This is a genomic window from Candidatus Stoquefichus sp. SB1, assembly GCF_001244545.1.
Classification (GTDB): Bacteria; Bacillota_I; Bacilli_A; order Erysipelotrichales; family Coprobacillaceae; genus Stoquefichus.
The window spans coordinates 233,159-252,523 of record NZ_LN852696.1 but is presented as its reverse complement, the minus strand read 5'-3'; the positions used below and the strand labels follow the sequence as shown (position 1 = coordinate 252,523).

General features: G+C 31.2%; 22 protein-coding genes. 2 read left to right on the top strand and 20 right to left on the bottom strand.

The genetic code is table 11. From position 1 onward, the window contains the following. Positions 1-8 precede the first annotated feature (8 nt). Positions 9-605: an HAD family hydrolase gene (locus tag BN1865_RS13670; protein WP_050637824.1), complete on the top strand. Its 597-nt coding sequence runs from the start codon at positions 9-11 to the stop codon at positions 603-605. Between the two features lie 46 nt (positions 606-651). Here BN1865_RS13670 and BN1865_RS13665 read toward each other — a convergent pair whose 3' ends face one another. The 18 genes from BN1865_RS13665 to aroE form a co-directional block, all read right to left on the bottom strand. Further along, positions 652-1,467 carry a Cof-type HAD-IIB family hydrolase gene (locus tag BN1865_RS13665; RefSeq protein WP_050637823.1) on the bottom strand — a complete coding sequence of 272 codons (816 nt, stop codon included), beginning with the start codon at positions 1,465-1,467 and terminating at the stop codon, positions 652-654. 145 nt (positions 1,468-1,612) lie between these two features. Further along, a complete protein-coding gene (locus BN1865_RS13660) occupies positions 1,613-2,503 on the bottom strand; it encodes a DMT family transporter (protein WP_050637822.1) in 891 nt (296 codons plus the stop codon). Between the two features lie 16 nt (positions 2,504-2,519). Continuing rightward, entirely contained in the window at positions 2,520-2,999 is a 480-nt protein-coding gene (locus BN1865_RS13655; RefSeq protein ID WP_050637821.1) for a pyridoxamine 5'-phosphate oxidase family protein, read from the bottom strand. Between the two features lie 55 nt (positions 3,000-3,054). Further along, positions 3,055-4,020, bottom strand: coding sequence for an SIS domain-containing protein (locus BN1865_RS13650; RefSeq protein WP_050637820.1), 966 nt, complete (start codon positions 4,018-4,020; stop codon positions 3,055-3,057). 71 nt (positions 4,021-4,091) lie between these two features. Then, positions 4,092-4,928 carry a PTS system mannose/fructose/sorbose family transporter subunit IID gene (locus BN1865_RS13645; RefSeq protein ID WP_050637819.1) on the bottom strand — a complete coding sequence of 279 codons (837 nt, stop codon included), beginning with the start codon at positions 4,926-4,928 and terminating at the stop codon, positions 4,092-4,094. Between the two features lie 12 nt (positions 4,929-4,940). Next, positions 4,941-5,738 carry a PTS mannose/fructose/sorbose/N-acetylgalactosamine transporter subunit IIC gene (locus tag BN1865_RS13640; protein ID WP_050637818.1) on the bottom strand — a complete coding sequence of 266 codons (798 nt, stop codon included), beginning with the start codon at positions 5,736-5,738 and terminating at the stop codon, positions 4,941-4,943. Positions 5,739-5,756: 18 nt separating this feature from the next. Beyond that, on the bottom strand, positions 5,757-6,221 hold the full coding sequence (locus BN1865_RS13635) for a PTS sugar transporter subunit IIB (RefSeq protein WP_050637817.1): 465 nt from the start codon (positions 6,219-6,221) through the stop codon (positions 5,757-5,759). Positions 6,222-6,239: 18 nt separating this feature from the next. Continuing rightward, positions 6,240-6,665 carry a PTS sugar transporter subunit IIA gene (locus BN1865_RS13630; protein ID WP_050637816.1) on the bottom strand — a complete coding sequence of 142 codons (426 nt, stop codon included), beginning with the start codon at positions 6,663-6,665 and terminating at the stop codon, positions 6,240-6,242. 10 nt (positions 6,666-6,675) lie between these two features. Beyond that, the gene (locus BN1865_RS13625) at positions 6,676-9,399 is read right to left on the bottom strand and encodes a PRD domain-containing protein (RefSeq protein ID WP_050637815.1); all 2,724 of its coding nucleotides are present in this window, start codon (positions 9,397-9,399) and stop codon (positions 6,676-6,678) included. Between the two features lie 239 nt (positions 9,400-9,638). Beyond that, on the bottom strand, positions 9,639-11,009 hold the full coding sequence (locus tag BN1865_RS13620; protein WP_050637814.1) for an MATE family efflux transporter: 1,371 nt from the start codon (positions 11,007-11,009) through the stop codon (positions 9,639-9,641). 115 nt (positions 11,010-11,124) lie between these two features. After that, positions 11,125-11,841, bottom strand: a complete 717-nt coding sequence (locus tag BN1865_RS13615; RefSeq protein ID WP_050637813.1) for a GntR family transcriptional regulator — start codon at positions 11,839-11,841, stop codon at positions 11,125-11,127. A 68-nt stretch (positions 11,842-11,909) separates the two neighbouring features. Further along, the gene (locus BN1865_RS13610; RefSeq protein WP_050637812.1) at positions 11,910-12,560 is read right to left on the bottom strand and encodes an HAD family hydrolase; all 651 of its coding nucleotides are present in this window, start codon (positions 12,558-12,560) and stop codon (positions 11,910-11,912) included. Positions 12,561-12,593: 33 nt separating this feature from the next. Continuing rightward, the gene (locus tag BN1865_RS13605) at positions 12,594-13,562 is read right to left on the bottom strand and encodes an SIS domain-containing protein (RefSeq protein ID WP_050637811.1); all 969 of its coding nucleotides are present in this window, start codon (positions 13,560-13,562) and stop codon (positions 12,594-12,596) included. A gap of 131 nt (positions 13,563-13,693) precedes the next feature. Beyond that, positions 13,694-14,335 (bottom strand): C39 family peptidase, encoded by a 642-nt coding sequence (locus BN1865_RS13600; protein ID WP_232780402.1) that lies wholly within the window; start codon positions 14,333-14,335, stop codon positions 13,694-13,696. Between the two features lie 165 nt (positions 14,336-14,500). After that, positions 14,501-15,163, bottom strand: coding sequence for a TIGR01906 family membrane protein (locus tag BN1865_RS13595; RefSeq protein WP_050637809.1), 663 nt, complete (start codon positions 15,161-15,163; stop codon positions 14,501-14,503). Continuing rightward, entirely contained in the window at positions 15,141-15,644 is a 504-nt protein-coding gene (locus BN1865_RS13590; RefSeq protein WP_050637808.1) for a tRNA (cytidine(34)-2'-O)-methyltransferase, read from the bottom strand. Before BN1865_RS13590 ends, BN1865_RS13595 begins: the two co-directional genes overlap by 23 nt. Positions 15,645-15,646: 2 nt before the next feature. Beyond that, positions 15,647-16,231 carry an XTP/dITP diphosphatase gene (locus tag BN1865_RS13585; protein WP_050637807.1) on the bottom strand — a complete coding sequence of 195 codons (585 nt, stop codon included), beginning with the start codon at positions 16,229-16,231 and terminating at the stop codon, positions 15,647-15,649. 4 nt (positions 16,232-16,235) lie between these two features. Further along, positions 16,236-17,087: a shikimate dehydrogenase gene (gene aroE, locus BN1865_RS13580; RefSeq protein WP_232780401.1), complete on the bottom strand. Its 852-nt coding sequence runs from the start codon at positions 17,085-17,087 to the stop codon at positions 16,236-16,238. A 160-nt stretch (positions 17,088-17,247) separates the two neighbouring features. Here aroE and chbG point away from each other — a divergent pair, with 160 nt between their 5' ends. Next, positions 17,248-17,991, top strand: coding sequence for a chitin disaccharide deacetylase (chbG, locus tag BN1865_RS13575; RefSeq protein ID WP_050637805.1), 744 nt, complete (start codon positions 17,248-17,250; stop codon positions 17,989-17,991). Between the two features lie 15 nt (positions 17,992-18,006). On the opposite strand, the gene BN1865_RS13570 is transcribed toward chbG, so the two are convergent. Together BN1865_RS13570 and BN1865_RS13565 are read right to left on the bottom strand one after the other, a co-directional pair. Next, positions 18,007-18,582, bottom strand: coding sequence for a sugar O-acetyltransferase (locus BN1865_RS13570; RefSeq protein WP_050637804.1), 576 nt, complete (start codon positions 18,580-18,582; stop codon positions 18,007-18,009). Then, entirely contained in the window at positions 18,579-19,184 is a 606-nt protein-coding gene (locus tag BN1865_RS13565; RefSeq protein ID WP_050637803.1) for a PTS sugar transporter subunit IIB, read from the bottom strand. The genes BN1865_RS13570 and BN1865_RS13565 overlap by 4 nt, the downstream gene beginning before the upstream one ends. Positions 19,185-19,365 lie beyond the last annotated feature (181 nt).

The window sequence follows — 19,365 nt, the reverse complement described above, 5'->3', positions numbered from 1 at the left end:
AGAATACAATGAAGAACATTATTTTTGATATTGGAAATGTCTTATTAAGATTTCAACCGTATGATTATTTAAGTCAATTTTATAATCCAGATACAGTGCAACAATTAATGACTATTATTTTTGCAAGTCCAGAATGGATAGAACTTGATAAAGGGACAATGATGATTGAAGATGTTATTGGTATTTTAACAAATAGATATCCTCAATATCATGATGAAATTGTATTTGTTTTAAATCATTGGACTGATATGATGACACCTATTGAGAAGAATGTTAAATTAGCTTATCAATTAAAAGATAAAGGCTATGCTTTATACTTACTATCTAATTTTCATACTGAAGCTATTAAGACAGTCTTTCATAAATATGAGTTTTTTAAGATCTTTGATGGACAAATGATTTCAGCCCATGTTCATCTTATCAAACCCGATTATCAACTTTATCAATTATTATTAGATAAATATGCTTTACTTCCTCAAGAATCTGTATTTATTGATGATTCTCCTGCTAATGTTAAGGCAAGTATAGATTTAGGCATCACAGGTATTGAGTTACCTTACTTAGATGATTTAGAAGAAAAACTTATTGCACTACAAATTTTATAACATATACGAAGAAGGCAGATGAAAACATCTGTCTCTTTTATTTATTCTACAGCAAGTTTTGTTCAATAGCTTCCACAACACCATCATGCTCACAATCGCTCACAACTTTATCTGCAATCGCTTTGACAGCTTCATTCGCATTTCCCATTGCTATACTAAGTCCTACCGTTTTTAGCATTTCTAAATCATTATGTGAATCTCCTACCGCAATTGTTTGAACAAGCGGGATATCTAAATACTGACACAAATGCTTGATTCCTACTCCTTTATCTACACCTTTTGGGGTTAATTCTAATGAAGATATTTCAACACATGCTTTAACAACATCAATGCCTTCTAATGCTTGTAAAGAGACTTCTCTTGATTGAGGAGAACAATGATAAAAATTCACTTTTTCAATATGATCTTGATATTTATTAAAAAATTCCTGAACATCTTTTATTGGTTTTACACATTGTAAAAACATTTCCTGGTATTTCCCCATCTGATATTTAGCCATTTGATGCATACATTCTTGTAGAGAATACGAATATCCATCCATAAAAATATGTAACATGATATCTTGTTCAATAAGTGTTTGATAAATTTTTTCTATTTCACGACTATCAAACGTTTTTTGATATATCATTTTTTGCTGCCATAAATCATAAATACATGCACCACTCTCTAAAATCATATATCTTATCATTTTTAAGTCATCTAAATAAAGTTGCATCTCACTTAGTGATCTTCCTGTTGATATAACAACTTGTTTCCCTATCTTTTGAGCTTTTTCAATCATTTCTAAACATCTTTTCGTTATTTCATGCTGATGATTTAAAAGTGTTCCATCCATATCTAATGCAATTAATTGATAATCCATACTTATCCCTCCATATTTCTCTATTTTAAAACAATATTTCAAATCATATTCATTTTTTCGGAATTAGAAAAAGAGCTTTTGATTTCAATATCAATACACTCTTTTCATAATTAATTATATTATTTTTATAACAAAGATAATGAAATTACCGATAAGCTTTCACTCTTTTTAGTAATCTATGTGAAACAATTTTAAGGGAGGATGTTTGAACAAGGATTACTGAAATAAGAATAAATAAACCACCAACAATAATATTCATTTTAATATATTCATGGAGTATAATCGCTGAAAAAATAACAGCAAATAAACTCTCTGTTGATAAAATCACTGAACAACTGCTAGCACTTGCAACTTGTTGTGCTTTTGTTTGTAAAAAGAAACAAAGAAATGTCGCAAATACAACAATATAAACACAAGCAAGAATAGATTGAGTTGTTATATGACTTGGTCCTTTGGAAAATAAACAGAGGCAAGGCAAAGATAGCAAGGCACATGTTCCTAACTGAATTGCATTAATCACACGACTATCTTCTAAAACACATGTATACTGCAAAGAAACAAGATGAGCTGCAAAGAAAACAGCACACCCTAAAGCTAATAAATCACCCCATTGGAAAGTCATTTGTGACGAGGTTAGAATTGCCACACCCAATAAACATAAACATGAACTCATCATTTGACGTTTGGTTGGTTTTTGTTTAAATACAAAATAACAAAAATAAGGGACCATAACAACACCAGATGCTGATAAAAATGCATTGTTACTTACACTTGTGAGTGTTTGTGCATAGGTTTGAAGTGCATAGGCAACAAATAATAAAACCCCATTAAAGACACCTTTTTGAATTGTTCGTTTATCAATATGATTCAGTTTTTTAATAATGAGTAGCCATGCCAAAATAGCTGATCCCATAAAACGAATAAACAAAATCTCAAAACAAGAAAATGAAACAAGTGCTCTTTCCACCGCAATAAATCCAAGTCCCCATATCACAGCAACTATCCCACAATAAAGATGGGCTCTTCTTTCACTCATCATAACCCTCCTCTCATTACTTTTTTAACTCAATGGCTTCTTTACCACTCATATGTTCAATCTCAATAACAACAATCATTGTCTGCTGAAATAGTTTTTGAATTTCTGCTTTTCTGCCTTTTTCATCACGAGGTGAATACTTAGCTGCAAAGTTTTCAAAAGCTTCACGTTTCTCTATCTCTTCAGATAAAATATGAGCCTTACCAAAAACAATCACACTTCTAAAATATGTTGTATACTTTTCTTCAACAATTTGATCTTGATCAATGACACAAAAAGAAACCTTTGAATGCTTTTCAATAGCATCCATCTTATGACCTGTTTTAGCCATATGAAAAATAATTCTTGAACCATCATACAAATAACTTAAAGGAACAGCATATGGATAATCATCATCACCCAACACTGCTAATACACCTGAAGTTCCTCTCATTAAAACGGCTTGACTTTCTTGAAGTGAAAGTTCTTGTTTATATCGACGCATCTTACGAAACATTTTTTACCTCCTTAAAAAGAATGAATCTGGCAATTTGCATTGCCAGACATCACTCTTAATATTTATATTTCCACATATATTTTCTTTTACTTAATGGATGATTTCTCATATCTGCAAGTAAGTTATTGAATACACCTAACATTGCTGTATGGAAATCATAATCGAAGTATTCACTGACTTCACCTAAATCATTCATACCATATTTTTCACCATCAATAACTGTGAAATGATGATTATATTGACTTAAGAATGAGATTGCTCTTTCATCTAATGGTTTTGTCTTACCAGTTGATTTAAGTAATAAGAATGCTGTATCTGGATCTGTAATTTCAAATGGTCCATGGAAGAATTCACCAGTATGAATAACTGCAGAGTTGATCCATTGCATTTCCATTAAAATACAAATTTGTTGTTGTTGAGCAGCAGACCATGCTGTTCCTGATCCCATTGTATAAATGATATTATCATTTTTATAATTGATTGAAAATTGAATAGCTTCTGGAATAATTGCTTTTTCAGCTGCAGGAACAAGAGTATTCATTTTTTTCATTGCATCAATCATCAATTCATATTTTCCAGTTCCTTCAACTTGATGTAATGTTTCAACTGCAATACGTAAGATATATCCAGTTTTGCTGACCTCATAAACATCCTCAGATAAATCTTTAAATAAGATGACATAATCAGAAACTTCATGAATTCCATTGTCTCCTTCTTCATGTGTCATACCAATAACAGTTGCTCCTAATTTTTTAGCAACACGTCCAGCTTCAACTGTTTCAGCAGTATTTCCACCACGTGATGAAATCACAACAATTGAATTTTCCCCTATACATGATGGTGTATCATGAACAAATTCATTTGATGATGTATAGCTTGTTGTCACATTTTTAGCTTCTCTTGTCACATAATAATATGGTGCATAGAAACAAGCTAATGAACCTCCTACTCCAGTAAAACTAATATTTTTGATTTCTTTTTTTGAAGTAATCTCTTCAATCATTTTTTTAACATCGAACATTTTCCTTTTCCTCCTCTTTATCCTTTTCTAACGTTCAATAATCTATGAATTAACTTATGACTAAGTAAATTCTAAGCTGCTAAAATACCAAAGTAATTTAAGATAATTCCAGCAATAAAGCAACAAACAACAATTGCGATTGGGTGAACACCCTTTTTCACTAAGAAATACATAAAACCAGTTAATGCTAATGGTAACATCATTGGCATAATACCATCTAAAATCTCCTGAACAATCAATGTTTCACCATATTTAAGTGGTGTTGTAACATTAACTAATGTTGCAGACATTCCACCAACAACCATTAATCCAGCAATGGAACATCCATACATTAATTTATCCATTAAGTTACTTTCAGAAATTTGACGAATTAATTCTTGTCCTTTTGTATAACCTAACTTCCCACCAAACCATGTAATTGGGAAACTAACTCCAAATGAAATCAACATCGCTAAGATCGGACCTAAGATTGATCCTTGCTGAGCTAATGAAATACCAATACTCATTGCAATAATTCTTACTGTCCCTTGGAACAGAGAATCACCAATTCCAGATAATGGACCCATCAAAGCCGTTTTGACTGATGTAATCATTTTAGGATCAAAGACTTCTGGTTTTTCAGCATATTCTTCTTCCATTGCAGCAGTCAAACCTAATACGAATGAACCAAATTGTGGTGTAATATTAAAGAACTCTAACCCTGCACGATATCTTTCTTTTTTCTTTTCATCTTCATCTGGATTGGGATACAGACGATCAATTGTTTTAGAAATTCCCCACATGAATGCTGTATTCATCTGTCTTTCATAGTTCCAGTTTGTCTGCATACACCATCCACCCCAGAAAAACTCTCTAACTTTTTTACGTAATGGATAATTTCTTTGTGCTTCTAATCCTTTTTGTGACATCTTTTTCTCCTCCTAATCATCTAATTCATCATCAAGTTCATCTAACTCATCAACGCTTGCTCCTGCTCCTTGAAGAGATGAACCATCACCATATTTCAACTGATAAAATAAGACAGCCATAATCACTGAAATCACAGCAATTGCAGTTAAACTTAATCCTGAATAAGCTGCAATCGCAAATCCTAAGAAGAAGAATATTGCATTTTTCTTATTAATCATAACTGACAACAACATAGCAAAACCAAAGAAGGCAACCAAATTAGCTCCCAAAGTAATTCCATTTAATACAAATTCAGGAACTGCATTAACAATTGCATTAATAACATCAGCACCTAAATAAACAGCCATAAATACAGGAACAAAAGTACAAACTGCATATAATAATGGACCCCAGAAAATATCAACCATCTTCGCTTTTTGATATTCACCATTATCAACATAATTATCACACATATGAGTCATACTGATACGAACAACACTTGCTCCAGTTTCAATCAATGTAATCAATAAAGTCATTGGTGTTGCAATTGCTAAAGCTGTTTCAATATTTGCTCCTGTCATAATAACCAAAGCACACCCAGCAATAGATCCCATATTCATATCAAAGCCAGAAGCTCCAATACTCATAAATCCTAAACTTACCATTTCCATTGATGCTCCAACTGCCAAACCAGTTTTCACATCTCCCAAGAACAAACCTACAAGTGTACATGTAATTAATGGTCTTTCAAAATTTAAACGTCCTAACATACGTGAATCAATTCTTGCAAAGACTGCAATCAATCCCACGATAATTGCTTCTATTAACATCCTTTTTCCTCCTCAATCCTATAATTTTAATTCTTCTTTTTTACTCGTTGGAAGCTGTTGCATAAAGATTTTTGTTCCACAGCTTAATATCTTTTTCGTATCAGCGACTTCCTCAGCGTTTAAATAAACAACATCACCATACGAATTTGATCCCTCTTTTTTAGCAATCCCTCCATAATTAATTTCCTTAATCTTTGGATATGCCTCTATAAATCTTGCTGCATCATGCGTTCCACCAAAAATGATAAAGATTGTATCATTTAATGTTTCTACTTTTGCCATCTTTGATAAAGCCTTTTCAACAGTGAAAATATTTAACTTCACCCCAGCTGGTTTAGACATATTTAATGCCATCTTTTGAAATTCATCATTTGCAGCCTTATCATCAATAACAATAATTCTTGTTGCTGCTAAGAAATGTGTCCAAGTAAATGCGACCTGACCATGTACCAATCGATGATCAATTCTAACTGCCTTAATCATTCTTTCACCTCCATCCTTTTATAAATCATCTTCATCAGTAAAACTTTCAACGACATTATTAATATATTTTACAGATACTAACTCTTCATTTACCTTATTTGTTAGCATTGCTTTATTGATACCACCAGGTGTTAACAACAAATCAACCAAAAAGGCTAAATTGATATTTGTTACCAAATGGAATGGATATTGACCTAAATACTTAATAAAGCCATTATTGACACTTCCACCCATCATATCTGTACATATAACCAAATCAAATGCTTCAAAATCATGATTTTTCATGATATTTTCAATTGTTTCATCTAAATTAAAATCCGGTGTTGTATATCCACATACACTTGTCACCTGTGGATTATCACCCACAATAATCTTAAGGGCACTCACAAATCCCTCAGCAAGATGACCATGTGTTGCTATAACAACTTTCTTTTCTCTTTCCATTTCCTATCCCCTATTTCTTCTCTAATTTTGATAATAATTCACCATCTCCAAATCTTTTTTCATCAGCTGCAATAAATTCATACAAATAAGCGATTTCACTCGTTGGAAAAGTCACATTATAACGCTTAGATAATGTTTGAAAGGAATCATGAACATCTTGTATAAAACTTTGATTATGTTTTTCAAAATCTTCTAAATGATCAAATTCAGTAATAGCAGATTTTGTAACCAATCTTTCAATCAAACAACAAACATGAATATAAATACCAATCAGTGTTTTTCCACCAAATCTCTTTTCAAGATGATCTTGTAATTCTTCTACAGCTTGACTGACATTATCTAATAATACCTTTGGATTTAAAATCGTTAAGTATCCAACAACATTCTGTAATGTAAAATTCTTTCTTAAATCATCTAATAACTGATTTAATTCATCTGGTTTTAAATATTTAGATAAACGTTTCATAATAATATCAATGTTATTGCCTGAAATAATTTCTTCTAAGGCAATAAAGATTTGACCTTCAATTTGTGGATTTGCTGTCCCTGTCATAAACAGGACATTACTACTTGTAAAAATCTCATGATTTGAACCACTTGCTAAGAGCTGGTTATAATCACAGACCTCTAAATCAACTGGTACTTGAAGAGGAAAACTATTTTCAAATAATTCTCTCATTCTTTGGGCCATATGAATGCCACTTTCACTTGTAAATAATATCGTATCATTCTTTTTACGATCAATAATTGTATAATGAGCAAGCGAATCTTCACTTACTTTTTGTAATGTCGTTTTCATATCTTTCTCATTTAAGATACAATTGGCAACATTAAGTGCTAATCTTGTAGAAACATTATTAATCACTCCAACATTACAATTAATTGCACTACTTAAACTTTTACCAAGCTGTTCAAGAGACCCCATATCTACCATCACAATAACATCAGCATTGGTATTCATACGATTCAATTTTTCCATCAATATTTCTTTAATTTCATCTACTGTAATATCTAGTGGCATATCAACAGCATCAAAAACATATGTTTCAAGTAAACTATTCACAGCATCTGCAATACTTGTTGCTGTTGAATAACCATGACAGACAATGATTCCAAAAATCTTTCGATTCGTCAATTCTGAATTATAATGTTGTAAATAAACCATCATAATTACAGATAAGAAATCAGTTGCATGAATTTCTAAGTTTGTACTCATTAATCTTATAATATCTTCAACAATTAATGATTCATTGAAGAGGTGTTCTTTCATTTGTGAAAGAACATCATCAATCAAATTCCGATTATCCTGTTGCCATTTTTGGATAGATGAACTATACAAATCATTAATATAAATTAATTTAGCCAAGGTTGTACAAAAACCACTTGGTAAATTGATATAACGTTTTTTTAAGACAATATCCATCATATTGGATAATGATATTTCTGTTCCTTTGATTCTTTCAGGTGGTATTCTTTGCTTGTAAGAAAGATAATCACTTAATAAATCAAAGTTATGTTTACTTTCATTAACTGATTCTAGAAAACTCTGTGTTTTGACAAAAGGCTTTAGGATACGGTTGAAGTAATCTAAGATAAATTCAATTTGTTCACTTTTTTTGTAAGTTGTTGTATTGATGTAGATGACATCTTCATTAATCATAATTGGCATTGTTTGGAGAAGATGTTCTGGTAAATGATATGTGTGAATAATGGCTTCGTTTTTACCTGCACTTTCTCTAAGTGCACTTGCACACATAATGCGAATTGTAGATTGAAGACCGATCATATTGTTATCGTAATCTCCATTGACAAGAGCACGTAAAACAACATTACTGATTTTCATTGTTTTATTCATTTTCTTGCCTTCTTGTTGAACAAAGTAAATGATTAATTCTTCTTTTTCTTCATTGCTTTTGTCTGTTAAGGAAGGAACTTTCACAATTACAGGAATATTCTTTAAAAGTCTTTCGCTCATAAATAAACTTGGATGTAAATCACTCACAAACATATAACGAATAATTTTATTTTTATGATTCATAGACATATGATTCTTATCAGCTTCCATCAATTGACATAATTGTGTTTGGAAAGCTTCTGACATATGCTGTGCTCCACAGAAAATAAAGACAATTTGATGATTTGTTTCAATCAATCCTGGCTTATTCTTTTGTCCAAAGACACTCTGAAGAAGTTCTTCTTGATTATGTGGAGAAAATTCTAATTTCACAAGTTTTGTATTTTCTCCAATAATTCCCTTTCTTGCAGCATTTTCATAGACTGTTGTACACAAAGTACGTTTACCAGCACCTTTTTCACCATACACAACAACTGGTAAACCGGCTGGTGGATACTCAATGCTTTCTCGTAATTGTTTAATAACACCTGTTAAAGACTTGTCACTTCCAATAATATGAGAATAATCTCCTACTCCTTGAGAGTGATTCATCACATATTGCTTAACTTCTTCTAAATCATAGAAGTCATCATCTTGAAATGTTGTCTGATAAAGTTCCTCCATTTTTTGACGATGTAAGAAGTAAACAGGTCGAGAGTTAATTTTCATAACTGACTTTTCTTTAACGAGTTCATTGAGATATTGACTTGCAAGGCTTCTACTGATATGCATTTCATCACTAATCGAAGAAGCAGTGAAATGCTGGACTTGTGTGAAATCAAAGTTTTCACTCAGATCACTCAGATAGTTTAATATAAGATCTTTTGTACTACTGGCCATTTTTTATCATCCTTTCATGAGTTTTCTGATTCATCCCTGCCTGACAACTCTACTATATCGTATTATGACATCTTATAACATTAGTGTTGAATTCTTTGACACACTTTTTAATTATTTGGATAAACATTGATATTTTCAACACTTCTCAACACGTTTCGACACTTGTAAAGCATAAAGAGGTTAGACAGTTGAATCTATCTTTATTTTACATCATTCAAAGGGATATATAATGGCTTTTCTTATTTAGAAATCAAAGCTGTCAAATTAATGGCCCATTCTCCTTTAGCATAACGTTTCATACCAAAACAAACACGAATAACCTGTTCAATTTGACAAATCAAAAAGACAAGAGCAATACTATGGATATGGAAGAAATGAACACTTAAAAAAGCGAGCGGAATACCTATGCTCCACATTAATCCACTATCTAAAATTGTTAATACTTTTGAATCACCACCAGCACGAAGTGATGAAAAGACAATGACAATAAAGAAACGTAAAGCAATTCTTAAAGCAAAAACTTTAACAATTAAGATAGCCTCATGAATAACGGAAAAACTATTAAGATCAAAAATAGAAACGAATAATGGTGCAGCTGTGAAAATTAATCCCATCACTCCAACCGATAAACAAATGGCCATACTGACGAAATAATTAGCTTCACGTTTGGCTTTATCAATATCGCCAGCCCCCAAAGACATTCCAATAATAGCAGCAACTGCATTTGAAAAACCGTTAGCAAAAGCATAAAAAATATCTGAAATCTTTGCACCTACATAATAAGCATCCATTGAACTTGTTCCTAAAGCACCAAAAGCTTTAATAAATAAAGTCGACCCAAAGCCAAAGAATAACTCATTAATAATCATTGGTTGAGTCTTACGCATAATATTTTTAACAAATAATGTATCAAAAGAAAACAATTCATGGAAATGACCAAGAAATGGCTGATGAGTATGATAGGCATAAATAAAATGAACAATAACCCCACTCATATGAGCCATGCAGGTTCCTAACGCTGCTCCTTGGATTCCCATTTCAGGAAAACCATATAATCCAAAAATAAAAACATAGTTACAGACTACATTGATAACCATAGTCATTAAACCAATAAACAAAGGAACTCGTGGTTTATTGATATTGCGATAAATGATATTAAAAGCAAATTCTAAAGCTAAAAAAATATAAGAAAACATAGCAATGTTTAAATATTGCAAGCCATTATTAACTACTGTCACATCCTGTATATAAAAACTTAAAATATCCTTACCAAAAAATGCAGCTAATAAAAACCAAAATCCCCCAGAAATAACTGCCAATACGAGACTCAACCCAAATGAACGTCTCAAGTTCTTTAAATCACCAGCACCAAAAAACTGAACCGAATAAATACCTACCCCTGCCGCACATGCCCAAGAAACTGATGTACATAATGTTTCTAATTGAACGGCTGTTCCAACAGCTGTAACCTGACCAATCCAAGAGACCATAAGCGAATCAATAATTCCCATACAGCTTGTAATTAACTGCTGTAATCCTAATGGAATAGCAATCAGACAAGCACGTTTATAAAAGGCTTTAGATCCTATATAATTTCTAAGTCCATTCATCTTCATTCCCCCTTTTTCATATCATTTATTATATGGATTTCTCAACAAAATAAAAAAAGTGTTTAAAGACTCAACACTGTTTTGAGAATTCAAACACTTCTTTTTCATTTTAAAATTATCTAACAAACGAATATCTTTCACCAACAATATACTGTAAACTATAATGAACCGGCTCACCATGTTCATCGCCCATAATCCCATCCATAACAAACAATGGTGCTCCAATAGAAACTTGTAACATTTTCACAAGTTCACCACTTGCTGTTGTTACAGTAATCACTGTTTTTAATGAACGATCACAAATGATTCCCTTTTTCTCTGCTAACAATTCATACAATGAACCTATTAAAGGTTCATTATAAAGGAAACCAAATTTCTGATAAGAATAATAATTATTTTCAATCATTAAAGGTATTCCATCAGCTAATCTGAGTCTTTGAATATAAAGAACCTGGTCATCATCAGCTAATTTTAAAATATCTTTCATACGATCATCTAATGGTAATATTTCTCTTTTTAAAACAATAGAAGAACTTTCCATACCCGCATTTTTACATGATTCACTAAAACCAATACTATCTTGTAAAGGTCTAAATAATTTAGGTGTTGTTGCAAATGTTCCTTTTCCTTGTTTTTTTATGAGATACCCTTCACTTTCTAAATCAGCCAAAGCATTTCTAACAGTAATACGACTCACATTATATTTTTTACAGAGTTCATTTTCTGAAGGAATTTTATCACCTTTATTGATTTCACCACTATCAATCAAACCTTTAATTGTATTTTTTAACTGCAAATATAAAGGCATTGAATTATTATCATCTAATTTCATATATCTCTACCTCACTTATTTTCTATTATAGGCTATTTTTAAGCAAAAAGCGATAGTCAAACTATCGCTTATTCAAATAACTGAATAACATCATGTAAAGAAGAAACAATGGCTATAGCTTGTTGTTTTTGAGTTTCTTGAGGAGCAATCAGATCAGGAACCATAATACAAGGAATATCAGCTCGATAAGCTGCTTCCACTCCCACAACTGAATCTTCCAAAACCAAAGCTTTTTTTGAATCAACACCAAAATGATGAATCACTTTTTGATAGATTTCTGGATGAGGTTTACGTTTTGTCACTTCATTACCACAAAGTAAATAATCAAAATGATGAAGCAAATGAAGTCTCTGCAATCTTTCGATAGTTAAATCACGATCAGTTGCAGTCGCAACTGCCTTAGGTATTTGTAAATCATCTAACAATTTAAGCAATTCATAAATACCTGGTTTTGGATCAATATGTTCCTCTAATAATTGTCTACCATAAAGGCGTGCTTCCTCTAAAATACTTTGTGGTTCAACATGGTCCTCCTTCAAATCATCATAAACAATTTGTTCAACTTCTTGACCGTTTCTACCTACACACCTTAAAAAAGTTGTATAACCCAAATCAGCAATACCATGTTTTAATCCTACTTCCTGCCATGCCTGTTGCCATCTTGCCTCAGTATCTAACATTAAACCATCAACATCAAAAATCACTAATTCTGGACGCATACACGATTCCCCCTTTGCCCCTATTATTATAAACTAATATTCTAATTTCCACATATATCTACGTTTTGTAAGTGGATGATTTCTGACAATAGCTAATTGTTCAGCATAAATTCTTAAAACTGCTGAAATCACCATTGGACTATAATATTCTGCAACTCCACCAGGTAATAATGAACCTAATCCAAAATCTTTAGCATCTATAACAGTTGTTTTTGCATCAAATCTTTCTAAAAATGTAAGTGCTCTTGAATCCATTGCACGTGTACGTCCATCATTCATTAATAAGATAAAAGGTACATCTTTATCAGTAATTTCAAATGGACCATGGAAGAATTCTCCATCATGGAATGAACCAGAATTCATCCATTGCATTTCCATTAATAAACATATAGAAAATGAATAGGCAACTTTATGAGTTGCTCCTGATGACATCACATAAATGACTTCATCATCTTTATAACTTTCAGCGAATGCTTTAGCTTGTGGCAAAACACTTTGAACAGCTTCATCAATAATTTGATAAATATCCTGATTAGCTTTAATCATTGTATCATATGTTTCAAAACCTTCATATTGATTTAAAATTTCAATGGCAACGAGAAGAGCTTTATTCATTTTATCCATTTTTGCTGAATAACTGCCTTCCCAGTCATGAACAACTAAATAATGACATGCTTTCGCTAATGGAGAGTTCCCATTATTTGTGATAGCAATGACTGCTGCCCCTTTTTCCATAGCTAATTTTGAAGCCGCAACTGTTTCTGGTGTTGTTCCTCCTAATGAGCAAGTAATGACAATTGCATCTTCATTCAATCCTGCAGGTGTTGCATAATTAAATTCATTAGCAGTATATAATGCAATACGTAAATGTTGAGCATTAGCTTCTAAAAAATATTTAGCAGGATAAAGTTCTGCCTGTGAAGCGCCACACCCTACATAATAAATTGATTTCACTTGTGGTTTTTCTTGTTTAATTGTTGCAATAATTTCTTTGATTTCCATATTTCTCTCCTTGTTTGTTTTAATACATCTTATAACAACTTACATATATAATATAACATCTTATAACAAGTTGGTCAAGTGTTTTTAAAAAGACTTTAAAAAATTAATCTTTTAAAGTCTTTTCAGATTTATTAATTAATAATAACTGCCTGGGAAAAAAGTTGATTATATCTTTGTTCAAAAAGACTTGCATCATAAGTGACATTTCCCTTAAGTGGATCAGCTGCATAAACCACATTTTCTTCTTGATTATAACCTGTCAAAACAACACAATGTTCATTTGATAGCCATTTGAGCGTTTCACCATTAATAACCCACTCTGTTGTATAAACTGGTTCTACTAAGTCAATCGTTGTCCATACTATAACTGGTATATCTTGTTGAATATAGGCATATAAATCACTCAGTTCACTGCCACTCACATTTGTCACTTGCATTAAAGAAGAAACATCAGATAAATAATTATGAGCACAATCTACAATAACTTCCACATAACAGCCATATGCTTCAGCACTTCTAGGATCACCTACAAACGCTTCTTTAAAATTAACTGAACCAATTTCACCTTTTTTCAAATAATCGGTGGCTAAAGTTAATTTATCAATATCATACCCCCAATAATTTAAAACCATTGCTAATGAAGTGACTTCACATCCTGTTGGTAATTCAGGATTTTGTAAAATCTCATCTATATCAATAACTTTCTTACAATCATCAGCACTTTTGATATCTTGATTGAAGAATAAACTTTCTGTCTGCTTATCACTACTCATCCATAGATTTTTCCTATTTATTTTTATACAAATCAAACATATACCTAACAAAAATATTATAAAGAATAAGATTAATCTTTTTTTCAAAAAATCACCTCTATTCAACTATATCTTTTCATTATAGTAAAATTACCAGAAAATGATGTAAAAATATAAAAACACAAGCTATTGAACTTGTGTTTGTAATATCATTTTTCTTTTTCTTCGATATATCCAATACATTGTTAAACTTATGACAATAACAATTACAATAATCATCATAAAACAATGCATGAAAAAGTCTTCTGGTAAAATTGTAATAACTGGATCGGTTGTATAATCAAATATCCAATAATTATTTCTAAAAACAATATTATGGAAAATAACAAAAGCTTTATCAAAATCTAAAGCGACAAAGAACCCTAATATTGTTGGAATCCCTACAGCAAAAAGAGCAGTTAACTGTAAAAAACGATATTCTTTTTGTTTTACATTTTGATAAATCATAACACCTGAAATGATACCAGTTATAACAAACATAATTTGTATTACCTCAAAAACTCTTTTGACTTCTTCAAAATGAATACGTCCTGTTGTAGACATCACAAAATCTGGTAACGCTAATGTTCCTTGATAAAAAATACTTTGGTATTGAATTAAGATATCATAATTATTTTTAATCACCTCTTTTGATAAACCTGTATTCTGTACAATATTTAAATAATCAATATCAAAATAATACAGTTGTTTAAAAAATACTGTGATAATAACTGCAAAACAAATAATACAAATTGTTAGCAGTAAGGCTAATACAATGTCTCTCTTCCTATTCGTAAATAAAGTCTTCACCTTTTTGGACCTCTACTTTTGATAAACTTGGATAATCTTGTTGACGTAAAGCTTCATAGATGCCAATAGCTACACAATTTGACAAATTAAGACTTCTCGCATTACCATCCATTGGAATACGTACACACTCATCTAAATGATCTTTTAAAATATCATGTGGTATCCCATCATGTTCATGACCAAATAACAAATATTGATCTTGATGAGATACATAACTTTGATCAGTATAACAAAGTTTAGAATAACGTGTAAAGAAATGATAATCACCTGGATTTTTTGTTACAAACTCTTCCCAGTTTTCATAAATTTGCATATCTAAATCTTTAATATAATCTAAACCTGCTCTTTTCATATGTTTATCATCTAATGAAAAACCCATTGGTTTAATAATATGTAATTTTGAATGTGTTGCAACACATGTACGCATAATATTCCCCGTATTTTGAGGTATTGCTGGGTGTACTAAAACAATATGATTCATGATTATTTCTCCTTTAATATTTGATATAGTTTTTTTAGTGCTTTTGCACGATGTGAATATTGATTTTTTTCTTCTAAAGTTAATGATGCTGATGTTTTCTTCAATTCAGGGACATAAAATATCGGATCATACCCAAAGCCATTTTCACCCTCTATATGATCATAGATTTCACCATTAAAATATTCTTCAATCAAAATAGGTTCTTCATGAGGTATACATAAAGCCATTGCACAGACAAATCGTGCTCCTCTTTCTTTCCCTTTGACAGCATCTATAATATATTGATTTTTAATATCATAACTTGTATCGTGACCCATAAATCGTGCTGAATAAATACCAGGTGCACCATCTAGTGCATCAACTTCTAATCCTGAATCATCTGCCAATGTTGGTTTATGAATCATATCACAAATCGTTTGAGCCTTAATTAAAGCATTTTCTTGAAATGTTTGACCCGTTTCTTCAATATCTATATCCTCATCAAAAACATCTTTTATAGATTTCACTTCAATCCCAATCTCACTCAACATCGCTTTGATTTCTTTAATTTTTCCTTCATTTGTAGATGCGACAATAATTTCTTTCATATTTTCACTCCATTCCTAATGCAAGTTTTACTTCTTTAATAGGCATTTTCTGGCCAGTCCAAAATTCAAAAGAGACAGCACCCTGATATAAAATCATGCCTTCACCATTCATATATTCTAATCCTAATTTTTCTGCTATTTTTAACAACTGCGTTTGAACAGGCTTATAAATAATATCTGCAACTTTTAATTGAGGAGATAAATAAGATTCATCAATTAAACATTGATCAATGTTTGGACTCATTCCAACATTTGTTGTTTGAACTAACAAATAGGCATCTTTTAAATCTTTTTTTAATTCCCCTTTGTCTGTTAAAGATTTTAAATAAATAGAACAATCTAACTTTTGATTAAGTTCTTCTATAAATGGTTTTACACTACGATTATAGACAACAATCTCTTTAGCCCCCTGTAATGCCATTTCTACAATAATTGCCTGAGCAGCTCCACCTGCTCCTAGAACAACAATTTTTTGGTTTTGAATATGCCATCCCTTTTCTTCACATGCCATAACAAACCCTTTGCCATCACTAATATGCCCTATTAGTTTTCCATTCACATTTTTAACTGTATTCACAGCCTGACATAGTTTCGCTTCATTTGTCAAATCATCCAAATAATCCATTATTTTTAATTTATATGGCATAGAAACATTAAATCCTTTAATATTTAATGTTTTCACACTTGTTATATAATCAGCCAGTTTATCTTCCATAACTTCAAATGCTAAATAAACATCATCAATTCCCAATGTTTGAAAAGCAGTATTATGCATCATTGGTGAAAACGAATGTTTGATTGGATTAGCCACAATACCATATAAACCGGTATAACCTGTAATTGTATTTTTATTCAAGTGATTCATCTCCTTTTTTCTTCCCTTATTATATAGCAAAGCCTCTTTAAATACAAAGTCCAATTCATAAATGTCTATTTTTATTTTCAGAATATTAAAATAATTTCCTTTTTACTTATTTTCGCTATATAATAAAATCATAAACGGGAGGACTATAATAATGATTAAAAAATTAATTATGAATGCTGATGATTTTGGGATGACTCAAGGAAATTCAATTGGAATTTTAATGGCACATGCACAAGGTATTTTAACATCTACAACATGTATGATGAATATGCCTTATGCCCAGTTTGCTTTAGAGCAAGCAAAAAAATTCCCTCAATTAGGTGTAGGAATTCACTTTGTATTAACTGTTGGTAGACCATTAGTGGAAGGAGCTACATCTTATACTGATAAAGATGGAAACTTTATCAGACCTAAGGATTATCCAGACAATCATCCTCATGCTGATCCAGAAGAACTATATGTAGAATGGAAAGCACAAATGGAAAAATTTATTGCTGTGGCAGGACATAAACCTACTCATATTGATTCTCACCATCATGTTCATTTATTGCCTTGGCATGTTGAAGTTGCTAAAAGACTAGCTAAAGAATATGATTTACCAATGCGTCAAAGAGAACAAGTCTTAGATACTTATGAATATGCTCGCTGTGATGATCGTATGTATGGTGATGATGCCAACTATGATTTTGTTACAAATGCATTTAATACTGATGATGAAATATTAGAATTTATGTGTCATCCAGCCTATGTTGATCAACGATTATATGATATGACAAGTTATTGTTTACCACGTATGAAAGAACTTCAACTTATTCTTTCTCCTGAATTAAGACAATTTATTGAAGAAAATCATATTGAATTAATTAATTTCTCAAATATAAAGAAAAATGGCTAGTAGCCATTTTTTCTTTTACCACACTTTGTGTACATCTTCTTTTGTAATAGAACGTAGAACTTGACATGGATTCCCTGCTGCAATAACATAAGGTGGAATATCATGTGTTACAACACTTCCAGCACCAATAATAGCACCCTGATTAATTTTCACACCTGGTAAAATAGTAACATTTCCACCAATCCAGACATTATCATAGATTTTAACTGGCTTAGCATATTCTAAACCTTTAATCCTTTGAATTTCATTATAAGGATGTGCTGCAGTATAGATATTGACATTAGGTCCTAAAATTACATTATCTCCAATCGTAACAGTTCCTTGATCTAAAATAGTCAAATTCACATCACTATAAAAATTCAATCCAATTGTAATATTATAGCCATAACTACAATAAAATGGCTGTTCAATACATAACTCTCCTTTTACATTTAAAAGTCTCTTCAATAACAAATCTCTATCCTCTTTATCAATTGGACTTAACATATTATACTCATGTAATAAAGCTTTACAAAATTCTCTATCTTTATAAAGTTCACCATGATAAGCTTGATACAGATGCCCATCTAGCATCTTTTCTTTTTCACTCATACTTTCTCCTCATTCTTATAAAAATCTTCTATCTGATCTAGCAAAGCCTGACAATCATAAGTTGCAAAAGTCGTCGGTTCTATACATTTCACTGTAACTGGCTGTAACTGTTGCATTAACTCAGCGGCTTTATATCTTAATTGTGGTGCTACTAATATTAAATCAAACTTTTGATAAACATCTTGTAAATGATATGCTGGAGCAGCCTGAATTGTATAAGGCAACTTATTTAATTGACAGTATTTATTCATTTTTTCTGCAAAATAACCAGTTGTCATACCACCACTACAACAAAGTAAAATCGATTTTTTCTCTTCATGAACTTCAGTCAGCTTTTGAATCATCCGATGAAATAAATCAGTTGCAAAACAAAAGTTATAAAACTGATAATGTAAATAAAATAATAATTCTTCACCTTCAGTCACAGCCTCTTCCACAATCCCAATTGGCCATATAACAAATCTTGCTACCCTTTTTTGATAATAAATTTTATACGTTCTAGAATCATATTCTTCAAGCGTTAAACGAGGATCATTCATAACTTGAAAATAGACCCATTTTCTAAATATCTCTATATTCTCTGTTCGATAAAAAGGATCCATGCCCCTCACTCCTTTTTTCATGTTATTCATTAAAAATCATTCAAATCCCATATCAACTAGATAGCTATTTAAAACATATCACTATTGATTATAAACTAACTATATCATATAACCAAAAAAAGCGAAAGACACATTGCCCTTATACTTAGTGATTTTCGCTCTTATTTAACCCATTTAATCA